This is a genomic window from Leucobacter sp. UCD-THU, assembly GCF_000349545.1.
Classification (GTDB): domain Bacteria; phylum Actinomycetota; class Actinomycetes; order Actinomycetales; family Microbacteriaceae; genus Leucobacter; species Leucobacter muris.
The window spans coordinates 382027-405572 of record NZ_KB714602.1 but is presented as its reverse complement, the minus strand read 5'-3'; the positions used below and the strand labels follow the sequence as shown (position 1 = coordinate 405572).

22 protein-coding genes and 1 tRNA gene are annotated in these 23546 nt (G+C 69.2%); 8 read left to right on the top strand and 15 right to left on the bottom strand.

Annotated features, from left to right (window positions below):
• Positions 1–56: 56 nt before the first annotated feature.
• A complete protein-coding gene (locus tag H490_RS32075; protein ID WP_152424252.1) occupies positions 57–272 on the bottom strand; it encodes a hypothetical protein in 216 nt (71 codons plus the stop codon).
• 88 nt (positions 273–360) lie between these two features.
• Here H490_RS32075 and H490_RS25100 point away from each other — a divergent pair, with 88 nt between their 5' ends.
• The 3 genes from H490_RS25100 (at position 361) to H490_RS25090 (ending at position 1663) form a co-directional block, all read left to right on the top strand.
• A complete protein-coding gene (locus H490_RS25100; RefSeq protein WP_017884238.1) occupies positions 361–660 on the top strand; it encodes a hypothetical protein in 300 nt (99 codons plus the stop codon).
• Between the two features lie 75 nt (positions 661–735).
• Positions 736–957, top strand: coding sequence for a hypothetical protein (locus H490_RS25095; RefSeq protein WP_017884236.1), 222 nt, complete (start codon positions 736–738; stop codon positions 955–957).
• A 40-nt stretch (positions 958–997) separates the two neighbouring features.
• The gene (locus tag H490_RS25090; RefSeq protein ID WP_017884235.1) at positions 998–1663 is read left to right on the top strand and encodes an SOS response-associated peptidase family protein; all 666 of its coding nucleotides are present in this window, start codon (positions 998–1000) and stop codon (positions 1661–1663) included.
• A gap of 360 nt (positions 1664–2023) precedes the next feature.
• Here H490_RS25090 and H490_RS33075 read toward each other — a convergent pair whose 3' ends face one another.
• Positions 2024–2374, bottom strand: a complete 351-nt coding sequence (locus tag H490_RS33075; protein WP_416371710.1) for an Abi family protein — start codon at positions 2372–2374, stop codon at positions 2024–2026.
• A 250-nt stretch (positions 2375–2624) separates the two neighbouring features.
• Positions 2625–2706: transfer RNA gene (locus H490_RS25085), tRNA-Tyr, on the bottom strand.
• A 95-nt stretch (positions 2707–2801) separates the two neighbouring features.
• Between H490_RS25085 and H490_RS25080 the strand changes: the two genes are divergently transcribed.
• Positions 2802–3266, top strand: coding sequence for a GNAT family N-acetyltransferase (locus H490_RS25080; protein WP_031290065.1), 465 nt, complete (start codon positions 2802–2804; stop codon positions 3264–3266).
• Positions 3267–3320: 54 nt separating this feature from the next.
• Here the strand turns inward: H490_RS25080 and H490_RS25075 are convergent, their stop codons facing one another.
• The 7 genes from H490_RS25075 to hisC all read right to left on the bottom strand — a co-directional run bounded on the left by H490_RS25075 (position 3321) and on the right by hisC (position 14544).
• Complete coding sequence (locus H490_RS25075; protein ID WP_152424250.1) at positions 3321–7256, bottom strand: proline dehydrogenase family protein; 3936 nt, start codon at positions 7254–7256, stop codon at positions 3321–3323.
• Positions 7257–7485: 229 nt separating this feature from the next.
• Positions 7486–8505 (bottom strand): ABC transporter substrate-binding protein, encoded by a 1020-nt coding sequence (locus tag H490_RS25070; RefSeq protein ID WP_017884231.1) that lies wholly within the window; start codon positions 8503–8505, stop codon positions 7486–7488.
• Between the two features lie 315 nt (positions 8506–8820).
• Entirely contained in the window at positions 8821–10152 is a 1332-nt protein-coding gene (locus H490_RS25065; RefSeq protein ID WP_017884230.1) for a Glu/Leu/Phe/Val dehydrogenase family protein, read from the bottom strand.
• A gap of 247 nt (positions 10153–10399) precedes the next feature.
• Positions 10400–11191, bottom strand: a complete 792-nt coding sequence (locus H490_RS25060) for an ABC transporter ATP-binding protein (protein ID WP_017884229.1) — start codon at positions 11189–11191, stop codon at positions 10400–10402.
• A gap of 6 nt (positions 11192–11197) precedes the next feature.
• On the bottom strand, positions 11198–12166 hold the full coding sequence (locus H490_RS25055; protein ID WP_017884228.1) for an ABC transporter permease: 969 nt from the start codon (positions 12164–12166) through the stop codon (positions 11198–11200).
• Between the two features lie 4 nt (positions 12167–12170).
• Complete coding sequence (locus tag H490_RS25050) at positions 12171–13175, bottom strand: ABC transporter substrate-binding protein (RefSeq protein ID WP_017884227.1); 1005 nt, start codon at positions 13173–13175, stop codon at positions 12171–12173.
• 208 nt (positions 13176–13383) lie between these two features.
• Positions 13384–14544, bottom strand: coding sequence for a histidinol-phosphate transaminase (gene hisC / locus H490_RS25045; RefSeq protein WP_152424249.1), 1161 nt, complete (start codon positions 14542–14544; stop codon positions 13384–13386).
• 157 nt (positions 14545–14701) lie between these two features.
• On the opposite strand from hisC, the gene H490_RS25040 reads away from it, so the two are divergent.
• Complete coding sequence (locus H490_RS25040) at positions 14702–15169, top strand: Lrp/AsnC family transcriptional regulator (RefSeq protein WP_017884225.1); 468 nt, start codon at positions 14702–14704, stop codon at positions 15167–15169.
• Here the strand turns inward: H490_RS25040 and H490_RS25035 are convergent.
• The 4 genes from H490_RS25035 to H490_RS25020 all read right to left on the bottom strand — a co-directional run bounded on the left by H490_RS25035 (position 15166) and on the right by H490_RS25020 (position 19173).
• Positions 15166–16008: a sugar phosphate isomerase/epimerase family protein gene (locus tag H490_RS25035; RefSeq protein WP_017884224.1), complete on the bottom strand. Its 843-nt coding sequence runs from the start codon at positions 16006–16008 to the stop codon at positions 15166–15168. The genes H490_RS25040 and H490_RS25035 overlap by 4 nt on opposite strands.
• Before the next feature lie 9 nt (positions 16009–16017).
• Entirely contained in the window at positions 16018–16902 is an 885-nt protein-coding gene (locus H490_RS25030) for a carbohydrate ABC transporter permease (protein WP_017884223.1), read from the bottom strand.
• Entirely contained in the window at positions 16899–17786 is an 888-nt protein-coding gene (locus H490_RS25025) for a carbohydrate ABC transporter permease (RefSeq protein WP_017884222.1), read from the bottom strand. The genes H490_RS25030 and H490_RS25025 overlap by 4 nt, the downstream gene beginning before the upstream one ends.
• Before the next feature lie 70 nt (positions 17787–17856).
• Complete coding sequence (locus H490_RS25020; protein ID WP_017884221.1) at positions 17857–19173, bottom strand: ABC transporter substrate-binding protein; 1317 nt, start codon at positions 19171–19173, stop codon at positions 17857–17859.
• A 335-nt stretch (positions 19174–19508) separates the two neighbouring features.
• Here H490_RS25020 and H490_RS25015 point away from each other — a divergent pair, with 335 nt between their 5' ends.
• The 3 genes from H490_RS25015 (at position 19509) to H490_RS25005 (ending at position 22748) form a co-directional block, all read left to right on the top strand.
• Positions 19509–20510, top strand: coding sequence for an SIS domain-containing protein (locus tag H490_RS25015; protein WP_017884220.1), 1002 nt, complete (start codon positions 19509–19511; stop codon positions 20508–20510).
• A 108-nt stretch (positions 20511–20618) separates the two neighbouring features.
• Positions 20619–21629 (top strand): PfkB family carbohydrate kinase, encoded by a 1011-nt coding sequence (locus H490_RS25010; RefSeq protein WP_017884219.1) that lies wholly within the window; start codon positions 20619–20621, stop codon positions 21627–21629.
• Between the two features lie 27 nt (positions 21630–21656).
• Entirely contained in the window at positions 21657–22748 is a 1092-nt protein-coding gene (locus H490_RS25005) for a LacI family DNA-binding transcriptional regulator (RefSeq protein WP_017884218.1), read from the top strand.
• Between the two features lie 6 nt (positions 22749–22754).
• Here H490_RS25005 and H490_RS25000 read toward each other — a convergent pair whose 3' ends face one another.
• Positions 22755–23507: a GntR family transcriptional regulator gene (locus H490_RS25000; RefSeq protein ID WP_017884217.1), complete on the bottom strand. Its 753-nt coding sequence runs from the start codon at positions 23505–23507 to the stop codon at positions 22755–22757.
• Positions 23508–23546 lie beyond the last annotated feature (39 nt).

Below are 23546 nucleotides of genomic sequence, written 5' to 3'. Positions count from 1 at the left end.
AGGTCAGTTTCGGAAAAGTGTTGTCACGTCGTTGTCACGGCGCCTCATGGTTTCCTTCAGTCTTGCTCGCGCGCGTGAGCCGCTTGGATGCCGCGGATCTTCTCTTCGATTTCCTTGATCGAGAGCCCACCGGGGACGTAAGCGCGAATCGCCGCCTCGTGAGGGTCGCTCTCGAGAAGACGCTGAACGGCTTCTCCGAGAATGATCGACACGTGGTCGAGAACCTCTTCCTTGGACGGGCGGTGCTGGCGGGGATGCTCTTGATCGTTCATGGGTACAGCATTTCGGCGTGGGCGACAGAATAGAAATGTCAGGGGGTCGGGCGTACTCTGTTCGAACATAGTTTCGAATGGAGGCGTGATGCCGAACCCGGCCCCGATCCGACTCGACGCCGACACGTGGCTGATCATGCGCTACGACAAAGACCATCCCGCGGCCGTCGTGCACAGAGTCACCGACACGGCGAACGAAACGCGCTTCCTCGTCATGGCGTGGGCTGCTGATCCGTCGAAGCGGCGCATGACCGGGATCCATGTCACTCTCGAAGAGGCCGACCGCTCGGTGAAGTGGGACACCGGGCCGGTGGATGAGATCTCGCGGAAGAACGTTGGGCCTCCGAACGGACGCAATTACCGGCCGATGAAACCCAAGCCGTTCTGATGGAGATCAGTATGGGGGCGGACCCAAGTCAGCTCGATAGCCTGATCACGGAGCTTGAGGAGATGTGGAGTAGCGATGGCGATTCGTGACGACGGTGGTCTCCACGTGAGCGCATCACGTTACGACGCCGCGCACGCGGAAACCGTAATCGCGGAGCTCGAGGAGCAGTATGCGGCCGGCGAGATCGAACGGCACGCCTACCTCGAGAAGAAACGGGGCTTGGTGCGTCTCTTCCTCAAAGCGACCACACAGCCGAAGAAGCGCCGCCGCTACGTCGAGAACCACGACGGCGACTAGGGGCTACCGCAGCCCCAGCACGTCGGCGTAGCCTGAGCGCATGTGCGCTTCATACGGCCTCAGCGGCGACGGCACCCCGATCCCTCTGCCGGGCGAGGATGAGCCAATCAGCGAGCCCGGCTCGCTCGCGCTGCTCAACGACTGGATCGACCAATACGACGGGCACGCAAAGATCACCGGGCGCAATGCGAAGAACCTGAACCCGGTCCTCATTGGAGACCGCCTCGAGCTTGGATGGTGGTCGCTTTGGGCCGATGGCAGTGGTCCCCGCGGCCGCAATAGCTTCAACGCGAGAGACGACTCGCTCGTGAAGCGATGGAGCCACGCCTTCCAGCACCGCGCCCTGCTGCCGGCGAGCTGGTACGACGAGGGCAAGCCCAGGTGGTCCCTCACCGATGGTTCGCCGTTTTGGCTAGCTGCCGTCACCTCGACCGTCACGGACGACGAGACCGGCGAGACCCGCCTGACCTACGCCATGGTCACCCGACGAGGGATCGGCAAGGCCTCGGCAGTGAAGTCGAAGAGCAGCGGCGGCACCGAATCGCGCATGCCGCTCCCCATCCCCGCAGACTTCGCCTCCGAATGGCTCGACCCCGAGCGCGCGGGCGATCCTGAGCTCGTGGCGGAGGCGCAGCTCGCATCAGAAGAACTCGCGAGGGCAATGGAGCCGGACCGTCCGATCGACGTGCCGGAGACCCTGTTCTGACGCATCTGACGCAGTAGACAGAAACTCCTACTGATGTACGCCCGGTACAGGCGCCACCGCTGAGTGATGACGGTGACGCCTGCCCTTCTCCCCCGGGAAATGGCCGGCCTCTCGCGCGATCACCCTTTGGCGGCGGGAGACGACAACTGCCCTTCGAGAAGCCGACAACCCAGACGATAACGCCTAGATATAGATCATGCGAGACCCCAGAAATACGAAAAGCCCCCTGCAGCGTCCCGAACGCCCCGCCGTGCCCGTTCTGCGACAGCCCTGTGATGATTCCTTGGAAAGAGTGGTGGGAATACCCAAGATGCGACGGAGTGAGGCTACCAAGCATGGAATCTGAATCTCCGGCATCTGCTACTTCATCGTAGGGTTAAGAATTCCTTGTTGGTAGACGGTATTCGTGCTTAGAAGTGCATCCACTCTGTCCGCCCAGTCATTATCCCCGATTAGCGCATTCAGCCACCTCTTGGCCACGATGATTGTGGAGTATGGACCGGGCGATTTGTGCTTGGGTTCCCGTTTCTTCTCCTTGGGTAACGCAGCTACGAGAACATCAAAAGTGCGGTTCCATAGTTGCGAATGATGAGCACACTTGTTCCGGAGAACAGAGAAAGTATGTAATCCACTGCTGAATCCTGTGGTTTGAAGGCCCAAGCTCTGCGCAGCAGATTTACTCAACTCGGGTTCGTTGAGATACCAACTCATTTTTGCGACGGCACCAAACGTCATGACTTCGATCGCAACCCAGACGGATGCTCGGGCACGCCTCGGCCGCGATGACCTTGGACGTGTACGCGGACCTGTTCGATGACGATCTTGAGGCGGTTTCGGAGCGTCTGGATTTGGCGATCGCGTCTCAGGGTGTTGTCAAAGTGTTGTCACGGGACGATTCCTGAAACGAAAAAATCCCCCGACTCCCTAGTGTTTTCTAGGTGAGTCGGGGGATTCGATTCGGTGGCGGGTGAGGGATTCGAACCCCCGTAGGCAGTGCCAGCTGATTTACAGTCAGCCCCCTTTGGCCGCTCGGGTAACCCGCCGTCGGTCGCGCGAACACGACCAAGAAACCACTGTAGCGCCTCGCTCCCGCGAACGGAAATCGGTGGCAGCCGAGGCGGCGTGGCAGGATCGGAGCATGCCCGCGCTCCCCGAAGAACTCACCCTGCTCGCCGCCGACCGGGTCGACGACATCCCCAGCAGCACCTTCTACCGCATCGCCCGCCTGCGCCAGGAGGTCTTCGTGGTGGAGCAGGACTGCGTGTATCTCGACCTCGACGGCCGCGACCTCGAGCCCGGCGCAAGGCAGCTCTGGGCGCAGACCGACGGCGGCGAGGTCGCGGCGACCGTGCGCATCCTCGACGAGAGCGCCCACGAGGCGAACCTCGTGAGCATCGGTCGCGTCGTCACCGCGCCGGCCTGGCGCGGTCGCGGCGTCGCCGCCGCACTGCTGCAGGCCGCGATCGAGGCGTGCGCCGGGCGCGCGATCCTCATCCACGCCCAGTCGCATCTCGCCGACTGGTACGGCAGGTTCGGCTTCGCACCGTGCGGTGAGGAGTTCCTCGAGGACGGGATCCCGCACACCCCGATGCGGATCGGCTGACTCTCACCCGATCTCCCGCCCGGCTCGGGAAACGGTACGCACGACCGGCCGGGGTCAGGCGTCGACCACCTCGTCGAGGCCGGGCACCGCGATCGCGAGCCCGTGCCGGTGCGCCCGTGCCGATACCGCCTGCTCCCGCAGCAGCGTGAGCAGTTCGACCGGCCCCGCCATCGTGACCGGCTGAGCCCACAGCGCCGCACGGTCCAGGCCGCCCATCCACTCGGCCGCCCGCACCGCGTCTCCGCCGATCAACCGCACACGCTCGGCCACCACTCCGTCGGCTCCCACGGGGCCCGCGACCGCGAGCCGCTCCACCCAGTCGTCGTCGCGCTCGAGCGACACCTCGATGCCCTGGCGCTCGAGGAAGGCCGTGACGGCGGGAGGCAGCACCTCGCCGGTCGACACTGACACCCGCGCGCGCACCAGCAGGGCCGCGGCGATCACCCGCACCAGCCACGCGATACTGCCGCCCTCGGCGAGCCGCAGCTGCGTGGTGACGGGCAGGTAGCGGATCACGTTGCGCTCGATGCCGAGGCCGATCGTGTCGCGCTCCACGCCGAACGACGTGCGCCACGCGAGCGCGTCGGCGAGCGCCGCGCGCCGCACCTCGTCGAACTCCTCGTAGTGCAGCACCGACTGCGCCGCCTCGATGAGCAGGCGCACCTCGGGTTCGAGCCCGCGCAGATGCAGGGTGTCGCTGCGCGTGCCCTCGCGCAGCTGCCAGGCGCCGAGCGGCAGCAGACGATTGGGGCCGCCGCTCAGCGCGGGCAGACCCATGGCGGCTGTGCTCCAGACCCCTCCGGGGTGGCGTTCGATTCGGGCCGCGGTGGTCGGGCGGTTGACCGCCAGCGACGCCGCTTCGACGCCCGCGAGCCAGTCGAGGATCTCGTCGGCGTCGTTCGACTGCAGGCCGGCCGCGGCTCCGCTGCCGTCGGCGTTCTGCAGACGCAGCGCCTCGTCGAGGGTGTGCGCGTGCGCGATGCCGAGCACGGGCACGCCGAGCGCGTCGCGCCAGAAGGATGACGAAGCCGACACACCCGACCGCACGCCGGGGCTCCACAGCCGCCCCTCGTCGTCCAGTCGGCGCGGCTGCACGAGCCACTCCTCGCCGCGCCCCAACTCGGTGAGCGCACGCAGCGCGGCGCCCGCGGCGGGTGCGGGCAGCGGGCCGACGTCGAAGCTGAGCGGGTCGGCGTGGCCCGGCCGAGCCGTGTCGCCCACCCGCAGCGCGCGCACCGCGTCGGCGAGCCCCTCGCGGAAGCGGCGCGACCGCGCCACACTGCCCAGCAGGATCGCGACATGCGCGGCGCGCGGGTGCGCCCCCGCTCCGAGGAACGCTGAGGCGACCACGTCTTCGATCGCTCGGTCGAGGTCTGCCGATGGCGCCACGAGCACCGCGCCGCGGGCGTGGAAGCGGCCCTCGATCTGCAACTCGGGTCGGCGGCGGGCGATCTCGCGCGCCGCGGCGCGGTCGCCGAGCACTATCGCGCGATCGATGTCGGCGCACGACACCTGGTCGAAGAGCCCCTTCGGGTCGCGCACCACCTCGATGCCGACCGCGCCGGGTGTCACCCCGCCGACCTCCCACTCCTCGAGCAGCACCTCGGCCGAGCGTCGAAAGCGCCGGGGCACCGCCCACAGCACCCCGCTGCCGGCCGCGAGCGCGGCGAGCACCGACTCGGCCTGCGCCGAGAGCGGGGTGCTCTCGTCGGCGACGACCAGCACCAGCCCCTCAGACACGAACGTCGCGCCCCTGACGGCCGCGAGCCCCTCTGCGAGCTGCCCGTAGTAGCGGCCCGCGTCGACGATGTCGTTGACCTCGGTGTCGAGCTCCATCGCGGGGGCGCCCGTGTCGGCCGCGAGCGTCTGCAGCAGGCGGTCGCGCGCGGCGACCACCGCGAGCGCGGCCCGGCGCAGCCGCGACGCCCTCGTTCGGGCGGGCTGGCCGCTCCACCGTTGACCGGCGTCGCGCGCGGCCCTCATGACCTGCTCGACCTGCTCGATCTGCTCTGCCTGCTCGGCGGCCCCTGCCTGCGCGGGGTCTGCGGAACGCTCAGGATCACGCGCATCGGCTGCCTCATCGGCTGCCGGCTGCGCTGCCGCCAGAGCCACCGCGTCTTCGGCCGCACGCGCGAGCAGCGCGCGCACCCAGTCGCGGTTGCCCGCGAGGCTGGCGTCGGTGGCGGGCTCACCCGCGAAGCCGGACTGCGAGACCACCGGAATCGGGCACGGCGGTGCGAGCGACTCGAGCCTTACCTCGCCCGTCGAACCGCGCGTGAGACCGAGCACCGCCGCGGTGAGGCCGCCGGTGTCGAAGCGCGCGGGCTCGTCGGGTGCGCGGTAGAACAGGGCGCTGTCGCGCTCGCTCGGATCCCACTCGCGGGCGCGCATCTGGGTGCGGTGGGAGGCGGGTGCCGGTTCGGCGGCGAGCGCGGCGGCGGCGCGGAATGCCGCCTGTTCGGCCTCGAGCACCTCGCCCCCGACGATCCCGTCTGCGGAAACGGCGGCGGGGGCGTGAGACCCGCCTTCGGCATCGTCCGCGCCGCCGGAGCCGGGATCGGCCTCGGCACCATCACCGGCCTCAGCACCGGCACCCGCCTCGCCACCGGCACCACCACCGGACCCGCCGTCGGAACCCGAATCGACAGCGGGGTCGACGCCGCCGGACTCGAGAGCATCGAATCGGGCGATGACGGATTCGGGATCGGCGGCCTCGGCGGCGAACGCCACGAGCGTGTCGACGGCGCCCGCGAACTCGCGGGGTGCGACGACCGGCAGCGAGACGCGCACCTCGGCCCCCACATCGGAGAGCACCTGCGCGAGGCCCGGCGCAATGCCGCTGCGCAGCTGCAGCGCGAAGAGGCCCTGCGAACCCAGGTGCTCTGCGAGCGCTGCGGTGCCGCTCAGCACGAAGAGGTCTTCTGTCGCGATGACCGGGCGCAGCACGGCCGCGCGCCCGGGATGCAGAGCGAGTTCGATGAGGCGCAGCAGCTGCGCCGTGACCTGCTCGCGCTCTTCGAGCACCGGCACCGCGAGGCCGCTCTCGATCGAGGTGATGCGCTCGGAACTCGCGACGCCGGCCACCCCGATCACCGCCTCGACTGCGGCTCCGCCGTCGGCGGCGCGCTGCTGCGCCCACCGACTGATGCGATCATAGTGCTCGCGCGACTCGGGCAGCTCGGCCATGATCCGCACCCCGACCCGAACGCGGTCGAGCGCGGCATCGGCGAACGCGCGCACCACGATCTCGGGCAGCAGTCGCGCCCACCGCACGCTCCGGGGATCGAGGTGCACGGTGGTGCCGTGCTCGGCCGCCGCGTCGAGCACGGGGCGGATGCCTCGCACCACACGGGCGACGTCGTCTTCGGCCGACCAGTCGCTGCCGCCCGGAGCGATGCGGGCGGGGTCGATCACGAGGTGGTTCACGGCGGGCACCGCGCAGAGCGCGGCCAGTCGGGCGACCTCGGCCTCGGCGCCCGCGGGGCCGTGCACCGCCTCGCCCAGCGGCACGACGACGGGCGCCACCCCGGCCTCTCCGAGCCTGCGCAGCGCCTCGGTGAGACGGCTCATCCTGCCGGGGCCCGCGGTCGGCCCCGCAGCGGGCAGCTTGGCGGCGAGCACGAGATCGGCGACGCGGTCGCGCAGCCGCTTTCGGGCCATCGGCAGCACCGCCCAGGGCAGCCCCAGCGAGGTGGCGCCGCCCGCACGCACGGCCAGGCGATCGCGCACCGGCAGCGAGGGCGGCACGTCCTGGGCCACCTCGCGCAGCCCGGCCGCCGACACGAACACGTCTTCGGTGCTCGCGAGCAGCTCGAGCAGCCGCCGCGTGAACTCGAAGCTCTCGGGGTCGCGCCGCATCGCCCTCAGAAACCCCGGCCGCTCATCGCCGTCGCGGGAGCGCAGCAGGGAGAGCCACCCGTCGACGCGCGCCTCAGCCTGGTCGGCGACTGCTTGCCACGCCGCTTCCTGACCGAAAGATTCTGCTGCCATGTGCCCACTGTAGAGGGCGCCTCCGACAAAGGCGGGAGCGCACGCGGGGAGCACCGAAGCACCGCCCGGCAGGCCGCCGCACTCCCCCGACTGAGCGTCGCCCCTGCCGAACGCCACGCCCCTACGCAGCGCCGCGCCGACGCGGGTTTTCGAACGTCTTTTTGTCGCTCCGCCNAGCCCGCCGCAGCCGGTCGGGCTGCGGCGGGCTCCGTCGCCGAACGTGCGGGGATCAGCCGACGGTGGTCGCCTGGTCGAGGATCTCCTGCGGGATCTCGACGCCCATGCGCTCGGCGGCGCCGGGGTTCACGACGTAGGCGAGCTCGGTGGCGAACTCGACCGGGGTGTCGGCGGGATCCTCACCCTTCTCGAGGATGCGGAGCGCCATCTCGCCCGTCTGACGGCCGAGCTCGGTGTAGTCGATGCCGAGCGTCGCGATCGCACCGCCCTCGACGGTGCCGGACTCGGCGCCGATCACGGGGATCTGCTTCTCTTCGGCGACCTGCACGAGCGACGAGATGCCGCCCACCACCAGGTTGTCGGTGGGCACGTAGATGGCGTCGACGTCGCCGAGCGACTCGGTGGCCTGGGGGATGTCGCCCGAGGTGGTGACGGTCTTCGTCACGATCTCGAGGCCGAGGCCGGCGGCGACCTTCTCCGCCGCGGCGACCTGCACCTCGGAGTTCACCTCGCCCGAGGCGTAGACGATGCCCACCTTGGCGGCGTCGGGCACGAGCTGCTTGATGAGCTCGAACTGGGCCTGCAGGGCGTCGTCGGGAACCGCGTCGCTGGTACCCGTGACGTTGCCGCCCGGCTTCGCGTTCGAGGCGACGAGATCGGCGGTCACCGCGTCGGTGACCGCCGTGAAGAGCACGGGCTTGTCGGTGATCGCCTGAGCGGCGGCCTGGGCGGCCGGCGTGGCGACCGCGAGCACGAGATCGGCGTCGGAGGACGCGAAGCTCTGCGCGATCGAGACGGCGGTGGACTGCTCGCCGTTGGCGTTCTGCAGGTCGAACTCGACCGTCTCGCCCTCGACGTAGCCGGCGTCGATGAAGGCCTGCTTGAAGCCCTCGGTCGCCGAATCGAGCGCGGGGTGCTGCAGCAGCTGGCTGATGCCGATGGTCACCTTCTCGACCGCGGCGTCACCGCCGCCCGTCGAATCGGAGGAACCGGAGCAGGCGCTGAGCGCGAGCGCTGCCGCGGCGGTGAGGCTCACGGCGGCGAGCGCACGGCGGAACGAGGTCTGACGCATGTGTTATCGATCCTTCGCAGGTCTACCCGCCGCGACTGCCGCCCCGGCGAACTGAGAAATCGGCGCGGGAAAACACCGATTCCAGCATCGTAGACCGCGACGGCCCGATTCATGCAAACCTCATACGGTTTCGTGATCGACCCGTTGCCTCGCGGAGGCGCCCTCCCACGTACGCTGACGATCCGAATGCACCCGCGTCCGATAGTTCGGATCTCACCCGTGTTTCGGACGGGATCGCGCAATTCCATCCGAAACACGGGTGAGATCCGACCTACGGGCGGTGAGGATCGGGATCCGCCCCGGGCCCGGAGCCCCCTATCCGTAGATGATGTCGGCGCACACCCGGTACGCGTTCTCGGTGGGGGTGAGGCCGAGCCGAGCCGCCTCGGCGAGGTTCTCCCGCGTCTTGCGCGGGATGGTGCTCTCGATCCGCTGCTGCAGTGAGTCGTACGAGGCGTGGGCCCCGTTGAGGTACTCCTCGGCGCCGCACATCACCCCTGCGGTGTTGTGCCACCACTCGGTCTGGAACACGATGCCCCGCTCCGCGAGCAGGCGCGAGAGGCGCTCCTCCTCCCGCTGGTTGGTCGCCCTGAGCTGGTTGTTCGCCGGCCCCCAGACGTAGCGGTAGCGCAGGCGCCCGATCACCGTCTCGTCGATGATGCCGCCGATCGCGGCGGGGCAGAGCACGTCGGCCTCGAGGTCGAGCACCTCGTCGACTCCCACCCGCGTGCTGCCGGGGTGGGCTGCGAGGAACTCGGCGACGCGGGCCTCGTTCAGGTCGGCGACGATCACTGCGGCGCCGTCTCCGTGCAGCAGCTCTGCGAGGTGCCGGCCGACGGCGCCGAGGCCTGAGACCACGACCCGCTTGCCGTCGAGCCGGCCGTCGGAGCCAGGCTCGGTGAACCGCACCGCCTCCTTGAGGGCGAGGAAGGTGCCGTACGCGGTGGGGCGGCCGCTCTCGCCGAGCGGCGAGCTGGGCCCGTTGGTGAACTGCGGCGAGAAGTGCGCGTTGATGACGTCGGACATCGCCGTCGGGAAGTTCATGTCGGGGCCGGTCATCGTGCGGCTGCGGTCGATCGCGAAGGCGAGGAAGCCCAGGGCTTCGAGGTCGGCGAGATCGAGCTCGTCCATCTGCACGGTGGTCTTGCAGCCGCCGAAGTCGAGATCGGCGGCGATGTTCTTGAAGCTCATCGCGCGCCCGAGATTGAGCCCGTCGACGATCACGTCGAGTTCGGACTCCTCGAGCGGGTGACGGCGGATGCCGCCCGCGAGCGTGGCCTGCCGCTTGTTCATGGCGCCCTGCTTGCGGCTGTGCTGGTTGCACATGAAGCGGATGTTCTTGCCGGCGTGGAGGTAGGCCTCGATGCCGAAGTGCCGCCCCTGGCGCAGCAGGTCGAGCACGGTGTCGAGGTAGCCGCGCAGCCCGTGCGCCTCGTAGAGCGCGTAGACCTCTTCGCTGTTGAGGAAGCGCGCGCGCTGCGTGAGCAGCGATTCGGCGGCGAAGCGGCTGCGGTACCGCGAGAAGTCGCGATCGGCGTCCCACTCGCGGGCGGCGAAGAGAGTGTGCTCGTCGGTGCGCCAGTCGTACTGCAGCTTGAGGGTGGTGAGCCCCTCGGCGGCGAGGGGGGCGAAGAGACTGTCGTTCATGGGGTCCTTTCAGGGCACGATTCGAGAGGCGGGAGCCGGGAAGCGGCGCCGGGCGGCCGCACGGCAGGGCGACCCCACGGCGGCGCGGAGAACCCGGCGGCATGGGGAACCCGGCGGATCGCGCACAGCTGCGGATCGCGCACGACTGCGGAGAACCGCCGGTCGTGCGCGGGCAGCGCTGAGAGCGATGAGGGGCGGATCGGCGCGATGCCGATCCGCCCCTCCCCGAGCCGCCGATGGGAGGAGACTAGGCGAGCAGCGCCCGGTCGTCGAAGCTCGCGCCCTTGATCTTCGCGAACTCGGCGAGCAGCAGCGGCACGGTGAGGTGCCGCTTCTCGTCAGCCGAGGCTTCGAAGACGATGCGGCCCTCGTGCATCATGATGAGGCGGTTGCCGAGCTTGAGCGCCTGCTCCATGTTGTGCGTCACCATGAGGGTGGTGAGACCGCCCTGGGCGACGATGCGCTCGGTGAGGTCGGTGACGAGCGCCGCGCGCTGCGGATCGAGCGCGGCGGTGTGCTCGTCGAGCAGCAGGATACGGGGCTGTGTGAAGCCGGCCATGAGCAGCGACAGCGCCTGACGCTGGCCCCCCGAGAGCAGGCCGACCTTGGCGGTGAGCCGGTTCTCGAGGCCGAGTTCGAGCGACTTCAGCTCTTCGACGAAGCGCTCCTTGCGAGCCTTGGTGACTCCCAGGCCGAGACCTCGGGCCTTGCCCCGCTGCAGCGCGAGCGACAGGTTCTGCTCGATCGTCAGATCGGGCGCGGTGCCCGCCATCGGATCCTGGAACACGCGGCCGACGTAGCGGGCCCGCTGGTACTCCTTGAGCTTCGTCACCGGCTTGCCGTCGACCGTGAGCGACCCGGTGTCGACCGTGTAGCGGCCCGCGACCGTGTTCAGCAGCGTCGACTTGCCCGCGCCGTTCGAGCCGATGATGGTCACGAAGTCGCCCTCGTCGAGCGTGAGGCTGAGGTCGACGAGCGCCTTTCGCTCGTTGATCGTGCCGGCGAAGAAGGTCTTCGAGATGCGGTTGATGTTCAGCATGGCGTTCTACCTTCCCGCCTCGGGCACGGTGACCCCGGTCGTCGCAGAAGCCACGGGTTCTGGCTCCGGATCCGGTTGCTTCGCGCCCGGTCTGCGGTTACCGCGATCCCTGAGCGACGGCACCTTCTTGAGGAAGCCCCAGCGCGGCAGGAGCAGCGCCAGCACCACGAGGATCGCGGTGATCGCTCGCATGTCGTTCGGGTTGAGGCCCACGGACAGGGCGAAGAAGATGATGAGTCGGTAGAGGATCGAGCCGACGAGCACCGCGAGGCTGGCCATGAAGATGTTGCGCTGGCCGAGCACGGCCTGGCCGAGGATCACGGAGGCGAGACCGATGAGGATCACGCCGATGCCCATGCTGATGTCTGCGAAGCCCTGATACTGCGCTACGAGTGCGCCCGCGAGGGCGACCAGGCCGTTCGAGATGGCGAGGGTGAGGATCTTCATGCCGTCGGTGTTGACGCCGAAGCTGCGGATCATCTGCTCGTTGTTGCCGGTGGCCTGGATCGCGAGACCCAGGTCGGTCGAGAGGAACCAGTCGACCACGAGCTTCAGCACGAACACCAGCACCGCGAAGATCGCGACGGCGATCCAGGTCTTGCCGATCCAGCCGACCTCGCGCAGCGGGGTCATCAGCGTGTCCTCGCGCAAGAGCGGTGTGTTCGCCTTCCCCATGATGCGCAGGTTGATCGACCACAGCGCGATCATCGTGAGGATGCCCGCGAGCAGGCCGTCGATCTTGCCCTTGGTGTGCAGCAGGCCCGTGATGACGCCAGCGATCACGCCGGCCGCGGTGCCCGCGAGCGTCGCGACGACGGGGTTCTGGCCCGCCGTGATGAGCGCCGCGGCGACCGCGGCGCCCGTGGTGAGGCTGCCGTCGACGGTGAGGTCGGGGAAGTTCAGCACGCGGAACGTGAGGTACACGCCCAGCGCCATGACTCCGTAGAGGAGTCCGAGTTCAATCGCACCGATCATAGGATCACTCTACGACGTTCGCGGCGCGGTCGACGAGCCCCTGGGGCAGCTCGTAGCCGAGTCGCTCGGCAGCGGCGGGGTTGATGGTCAGCTCGAACTCCGACTGCGTCTCGACGGGCATCGATGCGGGATCCTCGCCGTCGGCGAGGATGCGGATCGCCATCTCGCCCGTCTGGTAGCCGAGCTTCGTGTAGTCGATGCCGAGCGTGGCGACGGCGCCGCCCGACACGTGCTCGGCGTCGGCGCCGACCACGAGGATGCCGCGCTCCTCGGCGACCGAGATGATCGAGCCGAGGCCGGAGATCACGAGGTTGTCTCCCGGCGTGTAGATGGCGTCGACGTCGCCGAGCGCCTCGGTGGCCTGCTTGAGCTCACCGGCGTTGGTGACGGTCTGCTCGATGAGCTCCATGCCCTCGGCCTCTGCGGCCTCGCGCGCGAGCTTCACCTGCACCTCGGAGTTGACCTCGCCCGAGCTGTAGACGGTGCCGATCTTCTTCGCGTCGGGGTCGATCTCCTTGATGAGGGCGATCTGGTCGGCGACGGGGTTCATGTCGCTCGTGCCGGTGACGTTGCTGCCGGGCGCCTCGTCCGACTCGACGATGTCGGCCGCGACGGGATCGGTGACGGCGGTGAAGACGACGGGCACGTCGGCGATGTTCTGCATGGCGGCCTGCGCCGAGGGCGTGGCGACGGCGAGCACGAGGTCGAGGTTGTCGCCCGCGAAGGTCTGCGCGATGGTGGTCGCCGTGGGGACCTCGCCGTTCGCGTTCTGCTCCTCGAACTCGACGGTCTCGCCCTCGACGTAGCCGGCGTCGGCGAAGGCCTGTTTGAATCCCTCGACGGCGGCGTCGAGCGGGGGTGCCTGCACGAACTGGCTGATGCCCACGGTGAACTTCTCGCCGCCGTCGGCGTCGTTGCCGGCGGTTCCGGAGCAAGCGCTCAGGGCGAGGGCCGCGGTCGCGATGCCTGCGACGGCGAACGCGGTGCGGCGGATTCGGGTGATTGCCATGATTTTCCTCACTCGAGTGGAGCTGGTGGTGGTGCACCCGGGCGGGAGTGCGCCGGATGGAAGATGACAACACGGCGCAAAAAATACAGCACCGTCGCTGTTGTCTGTGATGCTAACCAGTCGCTATCGCGACTACAAGCTGTCAACTGTTCTCTAGTCAGATAGGACGGTTACAGCAGCGATATCGACGATTAGCTATACATATTGTCTAGTCGGCCATCGCAAAGGTTTCGGCGGCGACCAGCTCGGCCGCGGCCGCGAGCACAGCGTCGTTCTCCTCGGGTAGCCCCACGGTCACGCGCACGCCCTCGCCGGCGAAGCACCGCGCCGAGATGCCGTGCCGCTCGAGCGCCTCGGCGATCCGCACGCTCTCCTCGCCTGCCGGCAACCACACGAAGTTCGCCTGCGAGGGCACCGGCGCGAGGCCGGCCGCCAGCAGCCCGTCGAACAGTCGCGCGCGCTCGCGCACCAGTTCGTCGATGCGCTCGTCGAGCTCGGCCTCCGCCTCGAGCGAGAGCACGGCCGCCTCCTGGGCCAGTCGCGAGACGCCGAACGGCAGTGCGACCTTCCGCAGCGCGTCGGCGACGGCCGGTCGCGCGATCGCGTAGCCGATGCGCAGGCCCGCGAGGCCGTAGGCCTTCGAGAAGGTGTGCAGCACGACCACGTTGGGGTAGCGCCGGAAGAACTCGATCCCGCTCGGCGAATCGGGGTCGCGGTCGAAGTGCACGTAGGCCTCGTCGATCACCACGAGCACCCGCTCGGGGACTGCCGCCATGAACGACTCGAGCTCGGCCCGCGTCACCACGGTGCCCGTCGGGTTGTTGGGGTTGCAGACGAAGATCACGCCCGTGCGCTCGGTGACGGCCGCCGCCATCGCGGGCAGGTCGTGCCGCTCATCGGCGTCGAGCGGCACCTCGACCGGCACCGCCCCCGCGACGCGGGTGAGGATCGGGTAGGCCTCGAAGGATCGCCACGCGAACACCACCTCGTCGCCCGGGGCGGTGAGGGCGTGGATCAGCTGCCCCGCGACCTCGACGGAGCCGGCGCCGAGCACGATGTTCTCGGGCTCGACCTCGAAGCGCGCGGCGAGTGCGGCGGTGACCTCGGGGGCGGCGATGCTCGGGTAGCGGGCGAGCGACTCGGGCAGCGCCTCGGCAAGGCCTCGCGTCACCGAGGCGAGCGGCGGGTAGGGGTTCTCGTTCGACGACAGCTTGAAGCTGCGACCGTCGGGGCCGAGCGGCGCGGGCTTGCCCGGGCGGTAGGCGGCGATGCGCTCGAGACCGGGGCGGAAGCGGTGGTCGGCGGGCACGACGGCGGGCACGGCTTCGCTGCCCGTATCGCCGGGGTGCTGGGGTGGCTGGAATGTCATCTTCGACGCTCTCTCGTTCGTGGGCGGTTGCTCGGCCGCCACTCTAGGGAGCACTCGAGGAGCAGTCAATCGGCCCGCTATCTCGGCAGCAATATGTTCATCACGTATAGCTGCGCTACGATCCAGCTATACAGATTGCCCACATCAAGGAGGATGTATGAGCATCGACCGGCTCGACGCGCGACTCATCACGCTGATCAGCGAAGAGGCCGGCATCTCGGTCGTGGAGTGCGCCCGCAGGCTCGGTGTGGCCCGCGCCACGGCCCAGGGCCGCCTCGACCGCCTGCGCCGCTCGGGCGTGATCTCGTCGATGGCGCCGCACATCGACCCCGCCGCCCTCGGCTACCCGATCCGCGCGTTCTGCTCGCTGCTCATCCACCAGTCGGTGGGCCACCAGAAGGTGGCCGAGGGGCTGGCGAGGATCCCGGAACTGCTCGATCTGCACACGGCGACGGGCGACACCGACATGACCACCTCGGTGGTCGCGCGCTCCACGCAGGATCTGCAGCGCGTGCTCGACCTGATCTCCCACACGCCGGGTGTCGCCCGCGTCTCATCGCGGCTCGCCCTCGGCACCCACTTCGAGGGGCGCACGCTGCCCCTCGTGCAGGCGGCCGTGGGTTAGACGCCGCCCGCCAGCGCGCGCTCCACGGCCGCGAGCGAGCGCTCGAGCGGGGCCCGCGGGTCGAGCGCGTACCCGCCGTCGCCGAACAGCTCGACCGTCATCCAGCCCTCGTAGCCGTGCCGGTCGAGCGCCGCGAGGATCTCGGCGAGCGGCAGCTCCCCCTCGCCCCACGCGAGGTGGCCCGCCGGCGCCCCGTCGATGAGGTGCACGTGCCGCACGCGCCCGCCCAGCAGCGCGAAGTAGGCGTCGACGTCGTCGCCCGCGACGGCCATCGCGACCGTGTCGAGGGCCACCCCCAGGTTGGCGGCGCCCACGTCGGCGAGGGCGCGCGCGGCATCGGCGGCCGAGTTCACGAGGTTCGACTCCACGCGCTGCAGCGGTTCGAGCAGGCACTCGAGGCCGAGCCTGGCCGCATACGCCGCGATCTCCCCCAGCGCGTCGACCGAGCGCCGCCAGGCCGCCCCGACGGGCTCGCCCTCGAAGCCGCGGCCGGGCGTGAGAAAGAGCTTCGGCGCGCCGAGCTCCACGGCGAGCTCGGCCGCGCGCCTGAAGCAGGCGACGCTCTCGGCCCGCAGCCGAGTGTCGGGCGAGGCGATGTTCACGGGGTACATCACCTGCTCGGGCGTGAAGCAGACCACCTCGAGCCCGCGCTCGGCGGCCTCGCGGCGCACGGCGCGCGCCTCGGCGTCGCCGAGCCACGGCACGTGCAGCTGGGGGGCGATCCCCCACAGCTCGACCGCGGTGCGCCCGAGGGCGGCGAGGTCGTCGAAGCACTGGGCGAGGGGCCTGTGCTGATACGAGAAGTTGGATCCGCTGACCTGCGCGAGCGAGAGAGACACCCGCGCCCCCTACTTGCCCACGCCGTCGGCGAGGCCCTTGACGAAGTACCGCTGGCAGGCGAGGAACAGCACGATCACCGGCACCGCGGCGATCACCATGCCCGCGAAGACCACCGGGTAGTCGGTGCCGTGCTTGCTCATGAGGCTCGTGAGACCGACCGGCAGCGGCTGCACGCCCGTTCCGCTCGTGAACACCATGGCGAACAGGTACTCGTTCCACGCGAAGAGCACGTGCAGCAGCACGGTGGAAACGAGGATCGGCCGGCACATGGGCAGCACGATGCGCCAGAACGTGGTCCACCGGCTCGCGCCGTCGATCTGCGCCGCCTCGTCGACCTCGCTCGGCAGGTCGACCATGTAGGAGCGGATGAGGAAGGTGGTGAACGGGATGCGGAACGCGGTGTAGAGGATCATGAGCGCCCAGAACGTGTTGTAGAGGCCCATCGCCTGGAACATCTTCACCAGGGGCACGAGCGCCACGGTCGGAGCGAGCATGAGGCCGCCGAGGATCACGCCGGTCCAGAGCGCGTTGAAGGGGATCTTCACGCGGGTGAGTCCGTAGGCGGCCCAGGCGCTCACGAAGACCGTGGTGATGGTCGAGGTGATGGTCACGAGCACGCTCGTCATCAGGTAGTTGCTCACGCCCCGGTTCCACGCCTTGACGTAGTTCTCCCAGCTCCACTGCTGCGGCAGCGCGAACGGGTTGCCGAAGAGCTGCGCGTTCGTCTTGAAGCCGTTGAACACCATCCACAGCAGCGGATAGAGCACGATCACGACGAGGCCGATGAGCAGCGACCACACGAAGATGCGCCCGATGATCCCCAGGAATCCCAGCTTGCCGATGCGCGACCGCTCGGGGCGCACCGCCAGCAGCACCGCGGTTTCAGTGCTCATACCTCTACCCTCCGCTTCTTCGTGTACCACAGCTGCAGCAGGCCGATCCCGAGCGACAGCACGAAGATGACCACGGCGATCGCCGCCGCGTAGCCGAAGTCGTTGCGCACGAAGCCGTTGCGGTACAGCCAGGTGCCGAGCACCTGCGTGGAGTTGTTGGGGCCGCCCGTGGTCATCACCATGACCTCGTTGAAGACCTGGAACGCACCCGAGATGGTGACGATCATCATGAGACCGGACATCTCGCGCACGAGCGGGACGGTGATTGTGAAGAACCGTCGCACGCCGCCGATGCCGTCGAGCTGCGCGGCCTCGTAGAGCTCGGAGGGGATGCGCTGGATCGCCACGGTGAACAGCAGCGCCGAGTAGCCGAAGCCCTGCCACTGGCTCATCGCGATGATGCCCAGCATCGCCGTGCTCTCCTGCCCGAGCCAGGGCTGCGCGAGCGCGTGCAACCCGACTGAGTCGAGGAAGCTGTTGAGCATGCCGATGTTCGGCTCGTAGATGAAGTAGAACAGCAGGCCCGAGACGGTGATCGAGATGGCCGACGGGATGAAGTAGATGGTGCGCAGCGCGTTGCGGGTGCGGCGGTTGCGCACGCTCTCGACGAGAGCAGCGATGACGAGCGCCGCGCCCACCTGGAACACGATCGACACCAGCGCGTAGAGCAGGTTGTTGCCGAGCGAGCGCCAGAAGATCGGGTCGTCGAGCAGCAGCTCGAAGTTCCTCGTGCCGACGAACTCGTTCGTGCCCGAGTAGATGTCCCACTCGGAGGCCGCGAAGCCGAAGTTCTGGATGAGCGGGACGTAGACGAACCCGATGAGGATCAGGATCGCCGGGGCGAGCCAGAGGAGACCGCCCGCCTTGGAGAGGCGTGAGTGCATGTTGCTTCCCTCGGTACTGCATCGACGTCGTGCTGCGGAGCCGGTGCCCCGACCCCGCAGCACAGACGGGTCAGCGGGCCATTTCGTTCGCCTTCTGCACGCTCGCGAGGATGTCCTCGGGCGACGAGTCGCCGCTGATGAGCGCCTCGCCGCCGGCGAGCCAGGCGTCGGCGACCTCGGGCACCGTGACCGTGTCGAGCCAGACGACCAGCTGGGAGGCGTCGTTGACCTGGCCGATGCCGTCGAAGACCGCCGCGCTCGAGGTCTCCTCGGTGACGGCGCCGATGACGGTGCTCGGCTGCCCGTAGGGCGGCGACGAGAGCGTCTTCGCGTTCTCGGGATCGGTGACGAACTTCATGAAGTCGACCGCGAGAGCCGCGCGGGGCGACTTGGCGTTGATGAGGTAGCCCTCGGGCGAGCCCTCGACCGCGTCGGGGTCGCCCTTCGCGCCCTCGGGCACGGGCAGCTTGAAGATGCCGAAGTTCTCGGGAGTGAGGATGTCGCCCGAGGTGAGCTGGTCGAACTCGAGGATCTCCTGGTAGTACATGGCCGCGCGGCCGCCGGAGAGGGCCTCCTGCGCGGTCGTGTAGAGCACGCCGTTGGTGCCGGTGCCCGAGTCGGTGCACTCGTTCACCAGCTCCTTGAACTCCTCGAGCGACTTCGCGTAGCCGGGGTCGTCCCACTTCGCGGTCTCGGGGTCGAAGTCGGCGTTCAGCGTGTCGCTCGGCACGTTGTAGGCGAAGAGCTGCTGCAGGTAGTGCAGCCCCGGCCAGCCGTCCTTGTTGCCGAACGCGATCGGCTCGTAGCCGGCGTCGCGCAGCGGGCCGCAGCTGTCGATGAGCTGCTCGAAGGTGGTGGGCACCTCGATGCCGGCCTTCTCGAAGGCGTCGGTGTTGTAGCCCATGAACTTGCCGTTGTTGTAGAGCGGGATGCCGAAGTACTTGTCGTCGTACTTGAAGGCGTCGAGTGAGGCCTCGCCGAAGCTGTCGCCCCATTCGGTGCCGGGCGCGATCACCTCGCTGAGGTCGGCCGCGAGCCCGCCCTCGACGAAGTTCTGGGCCCAGGTGCCGGTCCAGGTGAAGTAGATGTCGGGCAGCGCGCCCGAGGCGGTGAGGGTCTTCGTCTTGTCCTTCACCGACTGATCGGTCTCCTGGATGAGCTCGAACTCGACGTCCGGGTGCTGCTCCTGGTAGGCGGCGGCGAGGTCTTCGAAGTACGGGCCGAGCGGTTCGCCGGCGAACTTCGTGAGGATGCTGAGCTTGCCCGAGAACTCGGGTTCGGCGGTGACGTCGGCCACGGCGTCGTTGCCGCCGCCTCCTGCGCAGCCGCTCAGCATGAGCGCGGCGCCGACCGCCATCGCCGCCAGCGTGGTCTTCTTCCGTTGCATGTGTATGCCCCTCCTCGTTGAGAGCGCCGCTTCCGCGCGACCGCCCGATGGGTCGTGAATGTGGCGTCGAGCAGGCGGCCCGTGCACCGCTGACTCTGATACCGGTACCACCAACTTGCATTGAATTGTGACCCATGCGGGCCCTTCGCGCAAGGGCAATTTCGGAATGAGCCTCGACTCGTTACCAAACAAGCACTGAGTCGCGAGCGCTGGTCAGCGAGCGACCGGTCGCCCTGCAGGGTTTCGGTGTTGACGGGCCCGATCGGCTGTGCCACGATGTTCAGACCTGATACCGGTACCAGATCGGGCAGGGTCTCGGCACGAAAGGATCACAGATGCTCGGTTTCAACGAAGCCCAGGTTCGCGAACAACTCACCAGCGCGGTCGCACTGCGCCCGCAGATCGAGGAGCTGGTGGATCAGCTGCTCGACCGCGGGATCGACAACGTGCTGCTCGTCGGCTCGGGAGGCACCTACGCCCAGGCGTGGCCCTACGAGTACCTCGCCCGGCGCTTCTCGAAGCTCCCCATTCGCGCGGTCATCTCGCGCGAGCTCATCGAGTCGGGCGACGCCTGGCTCGGCGAGAGCACGCTCGCCGTCTTCATGTCGGTCTCGGGCACCACCGAGGACGTGCTGCTCGCCATCGACTACGTGAAGTCGAAGGGGGCCACCACCGTCTCCTTCACCGGCGTGCCGGAATCGCCCATCGCCCAGAAGGTCGATCACACGCTCACCTCGGCGCCCAAGACCTGGCCGTTCGACCCGCAGCTGCTGCTGCTCGTCGGCCGCATCATGAACGTGCGCGGCGAGTTCCCGGGCTACGAGTCGCTCGCCGACGAGCTGGCGGGCCTCGCCGACGCCGTCATCGACGCGGCGAAGGCCGCAGAACCGCAGGCGTCGGCCTTCGCCGAGGCGCACAAGGACACCGACTACCACTTCCTCATCGGCGGCGGGCCGCTCTGGGGCTTCACCTACCTCTACTCGATGTGCATCCTCGAGGAGATGCAGTGGCTGCGCACCACGCGCGTCAACTCCGCGGAGTTCTTCCACGGCTCGCTCGAACTGCTCGAGGAGGACACCTCCGTGATCGTTTTCCAGGGCGAGGACGAGACGCGGCCGCTCACCGACCGCGCCGAGACGTTCGCAAAGCGCATCTCGAAGAACGTCACCGTCTTCGACACCCGCAACTACGAGCTCAAGGGCTTCAGCCCCGAGAACCGGGGGCTCATCGCCCCCATCGTGCTCGACGCCGTGATGGGCCGCGTGAGCAAGCATCTCGAACGCGTGCGGGATCACTCGCTCGACCTGCGCCGCTACTACCGCGTGATGGACTACTGATCTGGCCAGCGCAGATCGGAGCGGGGGCGGATCGGCCGATCCGCCCCCGCTCCCCCATCACCGGCCGCGGGACCGCGACGCACCGGCACGCGACGGAGAGGAGACCCCGTGAAGATTCTCGGCCTGGGTGACAACATCATCGACCGCTTCGTGGACCGCGGCATCGACTACCCCGGCGGCAACGCCGTCAACGTGGCCGTCTACGCCCGCCGCCTCGGCGCCGAGGCGGGTTACCTCGGAGTCTTCGGTGACGACGACGAGGGCGACTTCCTGAGACGGGCCGTCGAAGCCGAGGGAGTCGACCTGCGGCAGGCCGTGGTGCGCACGGGCGAGTCGGGGGTCTCGCGACTGCACGTCGTCGACGGCGATCGCACGTTCCTCGGCTGGAACGGCGGGGGCGTGACCGTGCGCGAACCGATCGACCTCGACGGCGGCCGGCTCGACTACGCCGCGGGCTTCGACCTGGTGCACACCAGCGTGTACTCCGGCATCCTGCCCGAGCTGCCCCGGCTGGCGCAGCTCGGCGCGCTCGTCAGCTTCGACTTCTCGTCCGAGCCCGAGTTCCGCACGGACGACTATCTCGCCCGGGTGGCACCGCACATCGACCTCGCGCTCATCTCATGCTCCGAGCAGGACGAGGGCGCGACGCACGCGCTGCTCGACGCCCTCCTCGCGCACGGCGCGGGCCTCGCGCTCGCCACCCGCGGCACCGACGGAGCCGTGGTCGCCGACACCGAACATCGGATCGCGGGAAGCGCGCTGCTGCTCGACGATCCCTCCGCCATGGTCGACACCATGGGCTGCGGCGACGCCTTCCTCGCCGGCTTCGTGGTGCGCCTGCTGAGCCTCGGCTGGTCTCGGGATCGGCGCCCGAGCGCCGAGGATCTGCGCGCGGCACTGCGAGCGGGCGCAGAGGCCTCGCGCGACCAGTGCCTCGTCGAGGCCGCGTTCGCGCGCGGCCGCGCGATGCCGCTCGACGCCGAACGCGCCTCGTCGACCTCGCGGGCGGCCTCGCAGATCGCGGGCGCGGCCGAGGGCACCCCCACCGCGTCGGCTCCGGATCCCGCGACCGCGGCGGGGGCACCGACGGCTCCCGCGGCCGCTGAACACACGCCCTAGACTGGAGTCTCCACCGAGGAGGAAGCATTGGGCAGAACTCGATCGTCCTCCCCCACGATCTCCGAGGTCGCGGCCGCCGCCGGCGTCGGCCGCGCCACCGCAGCGAGAACGCTCGGGGGCTACGGCTACGTCAGCGACGAGATGCGCGAGCGCGTGCTCGCCTCGGCCGAGGCGCTCGGCTACCGGGCCAATCAGCTGGCGCGCAGCGTCTCCACCGGAGTCAGTCACACCATCGGAGTGGTCGTCGCCGACATCTCGAACCCGTTCTTCGGCGGTGTGGTGCGCGGCGTCTCGGAGATCGCGAGCGCCCGCGGCTTCGACGCCCTCGTGATCAGCACCTACGAGCACCTCGAAGACGAGATCGCCGCGATGAACGTGCTGGTCGACAAGCGGGTCGACGGCATCATCCTCTCGTCGGCGGCCTGCGACCCCGCCTCGACCGCGCACCTGCAGCTGGCGCGCGAACGGGGCATCCCGCTCGTGCTGCTCGACCGTCTGATCCCGGGGATCGAGCTCGACGCCGTAGTCATCGACAACCGCACCGCGGCGCGCACCGCCACCGGCGAGCTGATCGCGGCCGGCCACGCGCGCATCGGCTTCGTGTGGGGGCCGCCCACCCCGGCGCGGCCGAGCTTCCGCCGCGACCTGGTCGACGCCGCCGCGCGCAACCTCTGGAGCGACGGCGAACGCCTCATGGGATACCTCGACGCGCTCGACGACTCGGGGCTGCCCCTCGATCCGGACCTGGTCGCCGTGGGCGAGAAGACCGAGGCGCACACCTACGACGAGGTGATGCGCATGCTCGCGCTCGCGGATCCGCCCACCGCGTTCTTCTGCACCGAGACCGATGCGCTCACCGGCACCCTGCACGCACTGCGCGACAGCGGGGTCGCGATCCCGTCCCAGGCCTCGGTGATCGGCTTCGACGACAGCTCGTGGGCGGCCGTGATGGAGCCGCCGCTCACGATGGTGGAGCAGCCGATGCTCGATCTCGGGCGGCGCGCGGCCGAGTTGCTGCTGGGCCGCATCGACGGGGACGGCGACGGCGAGGAGGCGCCGACGCAGCTCGAACTCCCCGCGCGGCTCATCCAGCGCGCCTCGGTCGCCCCGCCGCGCTGACGGGGGTCAGCGCTGGCGCAGCACGCTGAAGGAGATCTCGTCGCCGCGGTGGTAGTCGCGCGCGTAGAGCACCCGCCTGCCGTCCTTCGTGAGACCCACCTCCGTCACCAGCAGCCAGGGGCCGAGCCCCTGCAGCCCGTGCCGCTCGCCCCACGCCTCGGGCAGTTCGACCGCCGATATCGCGGCGAGCGACGAGCGCACGTGCTGCCCGTGCGCGGCGAGCGCCGCAGTGAGCGAGCCGCTCCAGTCGCGGTACTCGATGGGGCCGGGCAGCAGTTCGCGGGGAATGGTGTTCTCGCTCACCACGAGGGGTCGCTCGTCGCCGAAGCGGATCCTGAGCAGGCGGATCACGGGATCGCCCGCGTCGAGCTCCAGCGCCTCGGCCTCGGCCTCGGTCGCGCTGCCCTCGGTGACGTCGAGCACCGCACTGGCGACGGCGTAGCCCCGCGCCGTCAGCATCTCGGTGATGCTCTCGTACTTGGTCATGGGGCGCTCCGGGCTGAGCGAGGCCGCCGCCGAGATGAAGCGGCCCTGCCCCTGCACGGCGACGAGCACTCCCTCCTGCTCGAGCTTGCGTAAGGCCTCGCGCACGGTGGATCGAGAGACCCCGAAGAGGTCTGACAACTCGGCCTCCGTGTGCAAACGGTCGCCCGTGCGCAGCCCGAGCTGCTGCACCAGCTGCAGCACGCGGCCGTACACGCGGTCCACGGCGCGCCCCGGCTCACGGGAGGCGGCAGAGGCGGCAGAGGCGGTCGTCATCGCGCGTCTCCCTGCAGTCGTAACGGCTCAGCACCCATA

What these genes read in the sequence shown, in the direction of transcription:
- H490_RS32075 (WP_152424252.1), bottom strand. Translation starts at nt 272, where the DNA reads ATGAACGATCAAGAGCATCCCCGCCAGCACCGCCCGTCCAAGGAAGAG.
- H490_RS25100 (WP_017884238.1), top strand. Translation starts at nt 361, where the DNA reads ATGCCGAACCCGGCCCCGATCCGACTCGACGCCGACACGTGGCTGATC.
- H490_RS25095 (WP_017884236.1), top strand. Translation starts at nt 736, where the DNA reads ATGGCGATTCGTGACGACGGTGGTCTCCACGTGAGCGCATCACGTTAC.
- H490_RS25090 (WP_017884235.1), top strand. Translation starts at nt 998, where the DNA reads ATGTGCGCTTCATACGGCCTCAGCGGCGACGGCACCCCGATCCCTCTG.
- H490_RS33075 (WP_416371710.1), bottom strand. Translation starts at nt 2,374, where the DNA reads ATGAGTTGGTATCTCAACGAACCCGAGTTGAGTAAATCTGCTGCGCAG.
- H490_RS25080 (WP_031290065.1), top strand. Translation starts at nt 2,802, where the DNA reads ATGCCCGCGCTCCCCGAAGAACTCACCCTGCTCGCCGCCGACCGGGTC.
- H490_RS25075 (WP_152424250.1), bottom strand. Translation starts at nt 7,256, where the DNA reads ATGGCAGCAGAATCTTTCGGTCAGGAAGCGGCGTGGCAAGCAGTCGCC.
- H490_RS25070 (WP_017884231.1), bottom strand. Translation starts at nt 8,505, where the DNA reads ATGCGTCAGACCTCGTTCCGCCGTGCGCTCGCCGCCGTGAGCCTCACC.
- H490_RS25065 (WP_017884230.1), bottom strand. Translation starts at nt 10,152, where the DNA reads ATGAACGACAGTCTCTTCGCCCCCCTCGCCGCCGAGGGGCTCACCACC.
- H490_RS25060 (WP_017884229.1), bottom strand. Translation starts at nt 11,191, where the DNA reads ATGCTGAACATCAACCGCATCTCGAAGACCTTCTTCGCCGGCACGATC.
- H490_RS25055 (WP_017884228.1), bottom strand. Translation starts at nt 12,166, where the DNA reads ATGATCGGTGCGATTGAACTCGGACTCCTCTACGGAGTCATGGCGCTG.
- H490_RS25050 (WP_017884227.1), bottom strand. Translation starts at nt 13,175, where the DNA reads ATGGCAATCACCCGAATCCGCCGCACCGCGTTCGCCGTCGCAGGCATC.
- hisC (WP_152424249.1), bottom strand. Translation starts at nt 14,544, where the DNA reads ATGACATTCCAGCCACCCCAGCACCCCGGCGATACGGGCAGCGAAGCC.
- H490_RS25040 (WP_017884225.1), top strand. Translation starts at nt 14,702, where the DNA reads ATGAGCATCGACCGGCTCGACGCGCGACTCATCACGCTGATCAGCGAA.
- H490_RS25030 (WP_017884223.1), bottom strand. Translation starts at nt 16,902, where the DNA reads ATGAGCACTGAAACCGCGGTGCTGCTGGCGGTGCGCCCCGAGCGGTCG.
- H490_RS25025 (WP_017884222.1), bottom strand. Translation starts at nt 17,786, where the DNA reads ATGCACTCACGCCTCTCCAAGGCGGGCGGTCTCCTCTGGCTCGCCCCG.
- H490_RS25020 (WP_017884221.1), bottom strand. Translation starts at nt 19,173, where the DNA reads ATGCAACGGAAGAAGACCACGCTGGCGGCGATGGCGGTCGGCGCCGCG.
- H490_RS25015 (WP_017884220.1), top strand. Translation starts at nt 19,509, where the DNA reads ATGCTCGGTTTCAACGAAGCCCAGGTTCGCGAACAACTCACCAGCGCG.
- H490_RS25000 (WP_017884217.1), bottom strand. Translation starts at nt 23,507, where the DNA reads ATGACGACCGCCTCTGCCGCCTCTGCCGCCTCCCGTGAGCCGGGGCGC.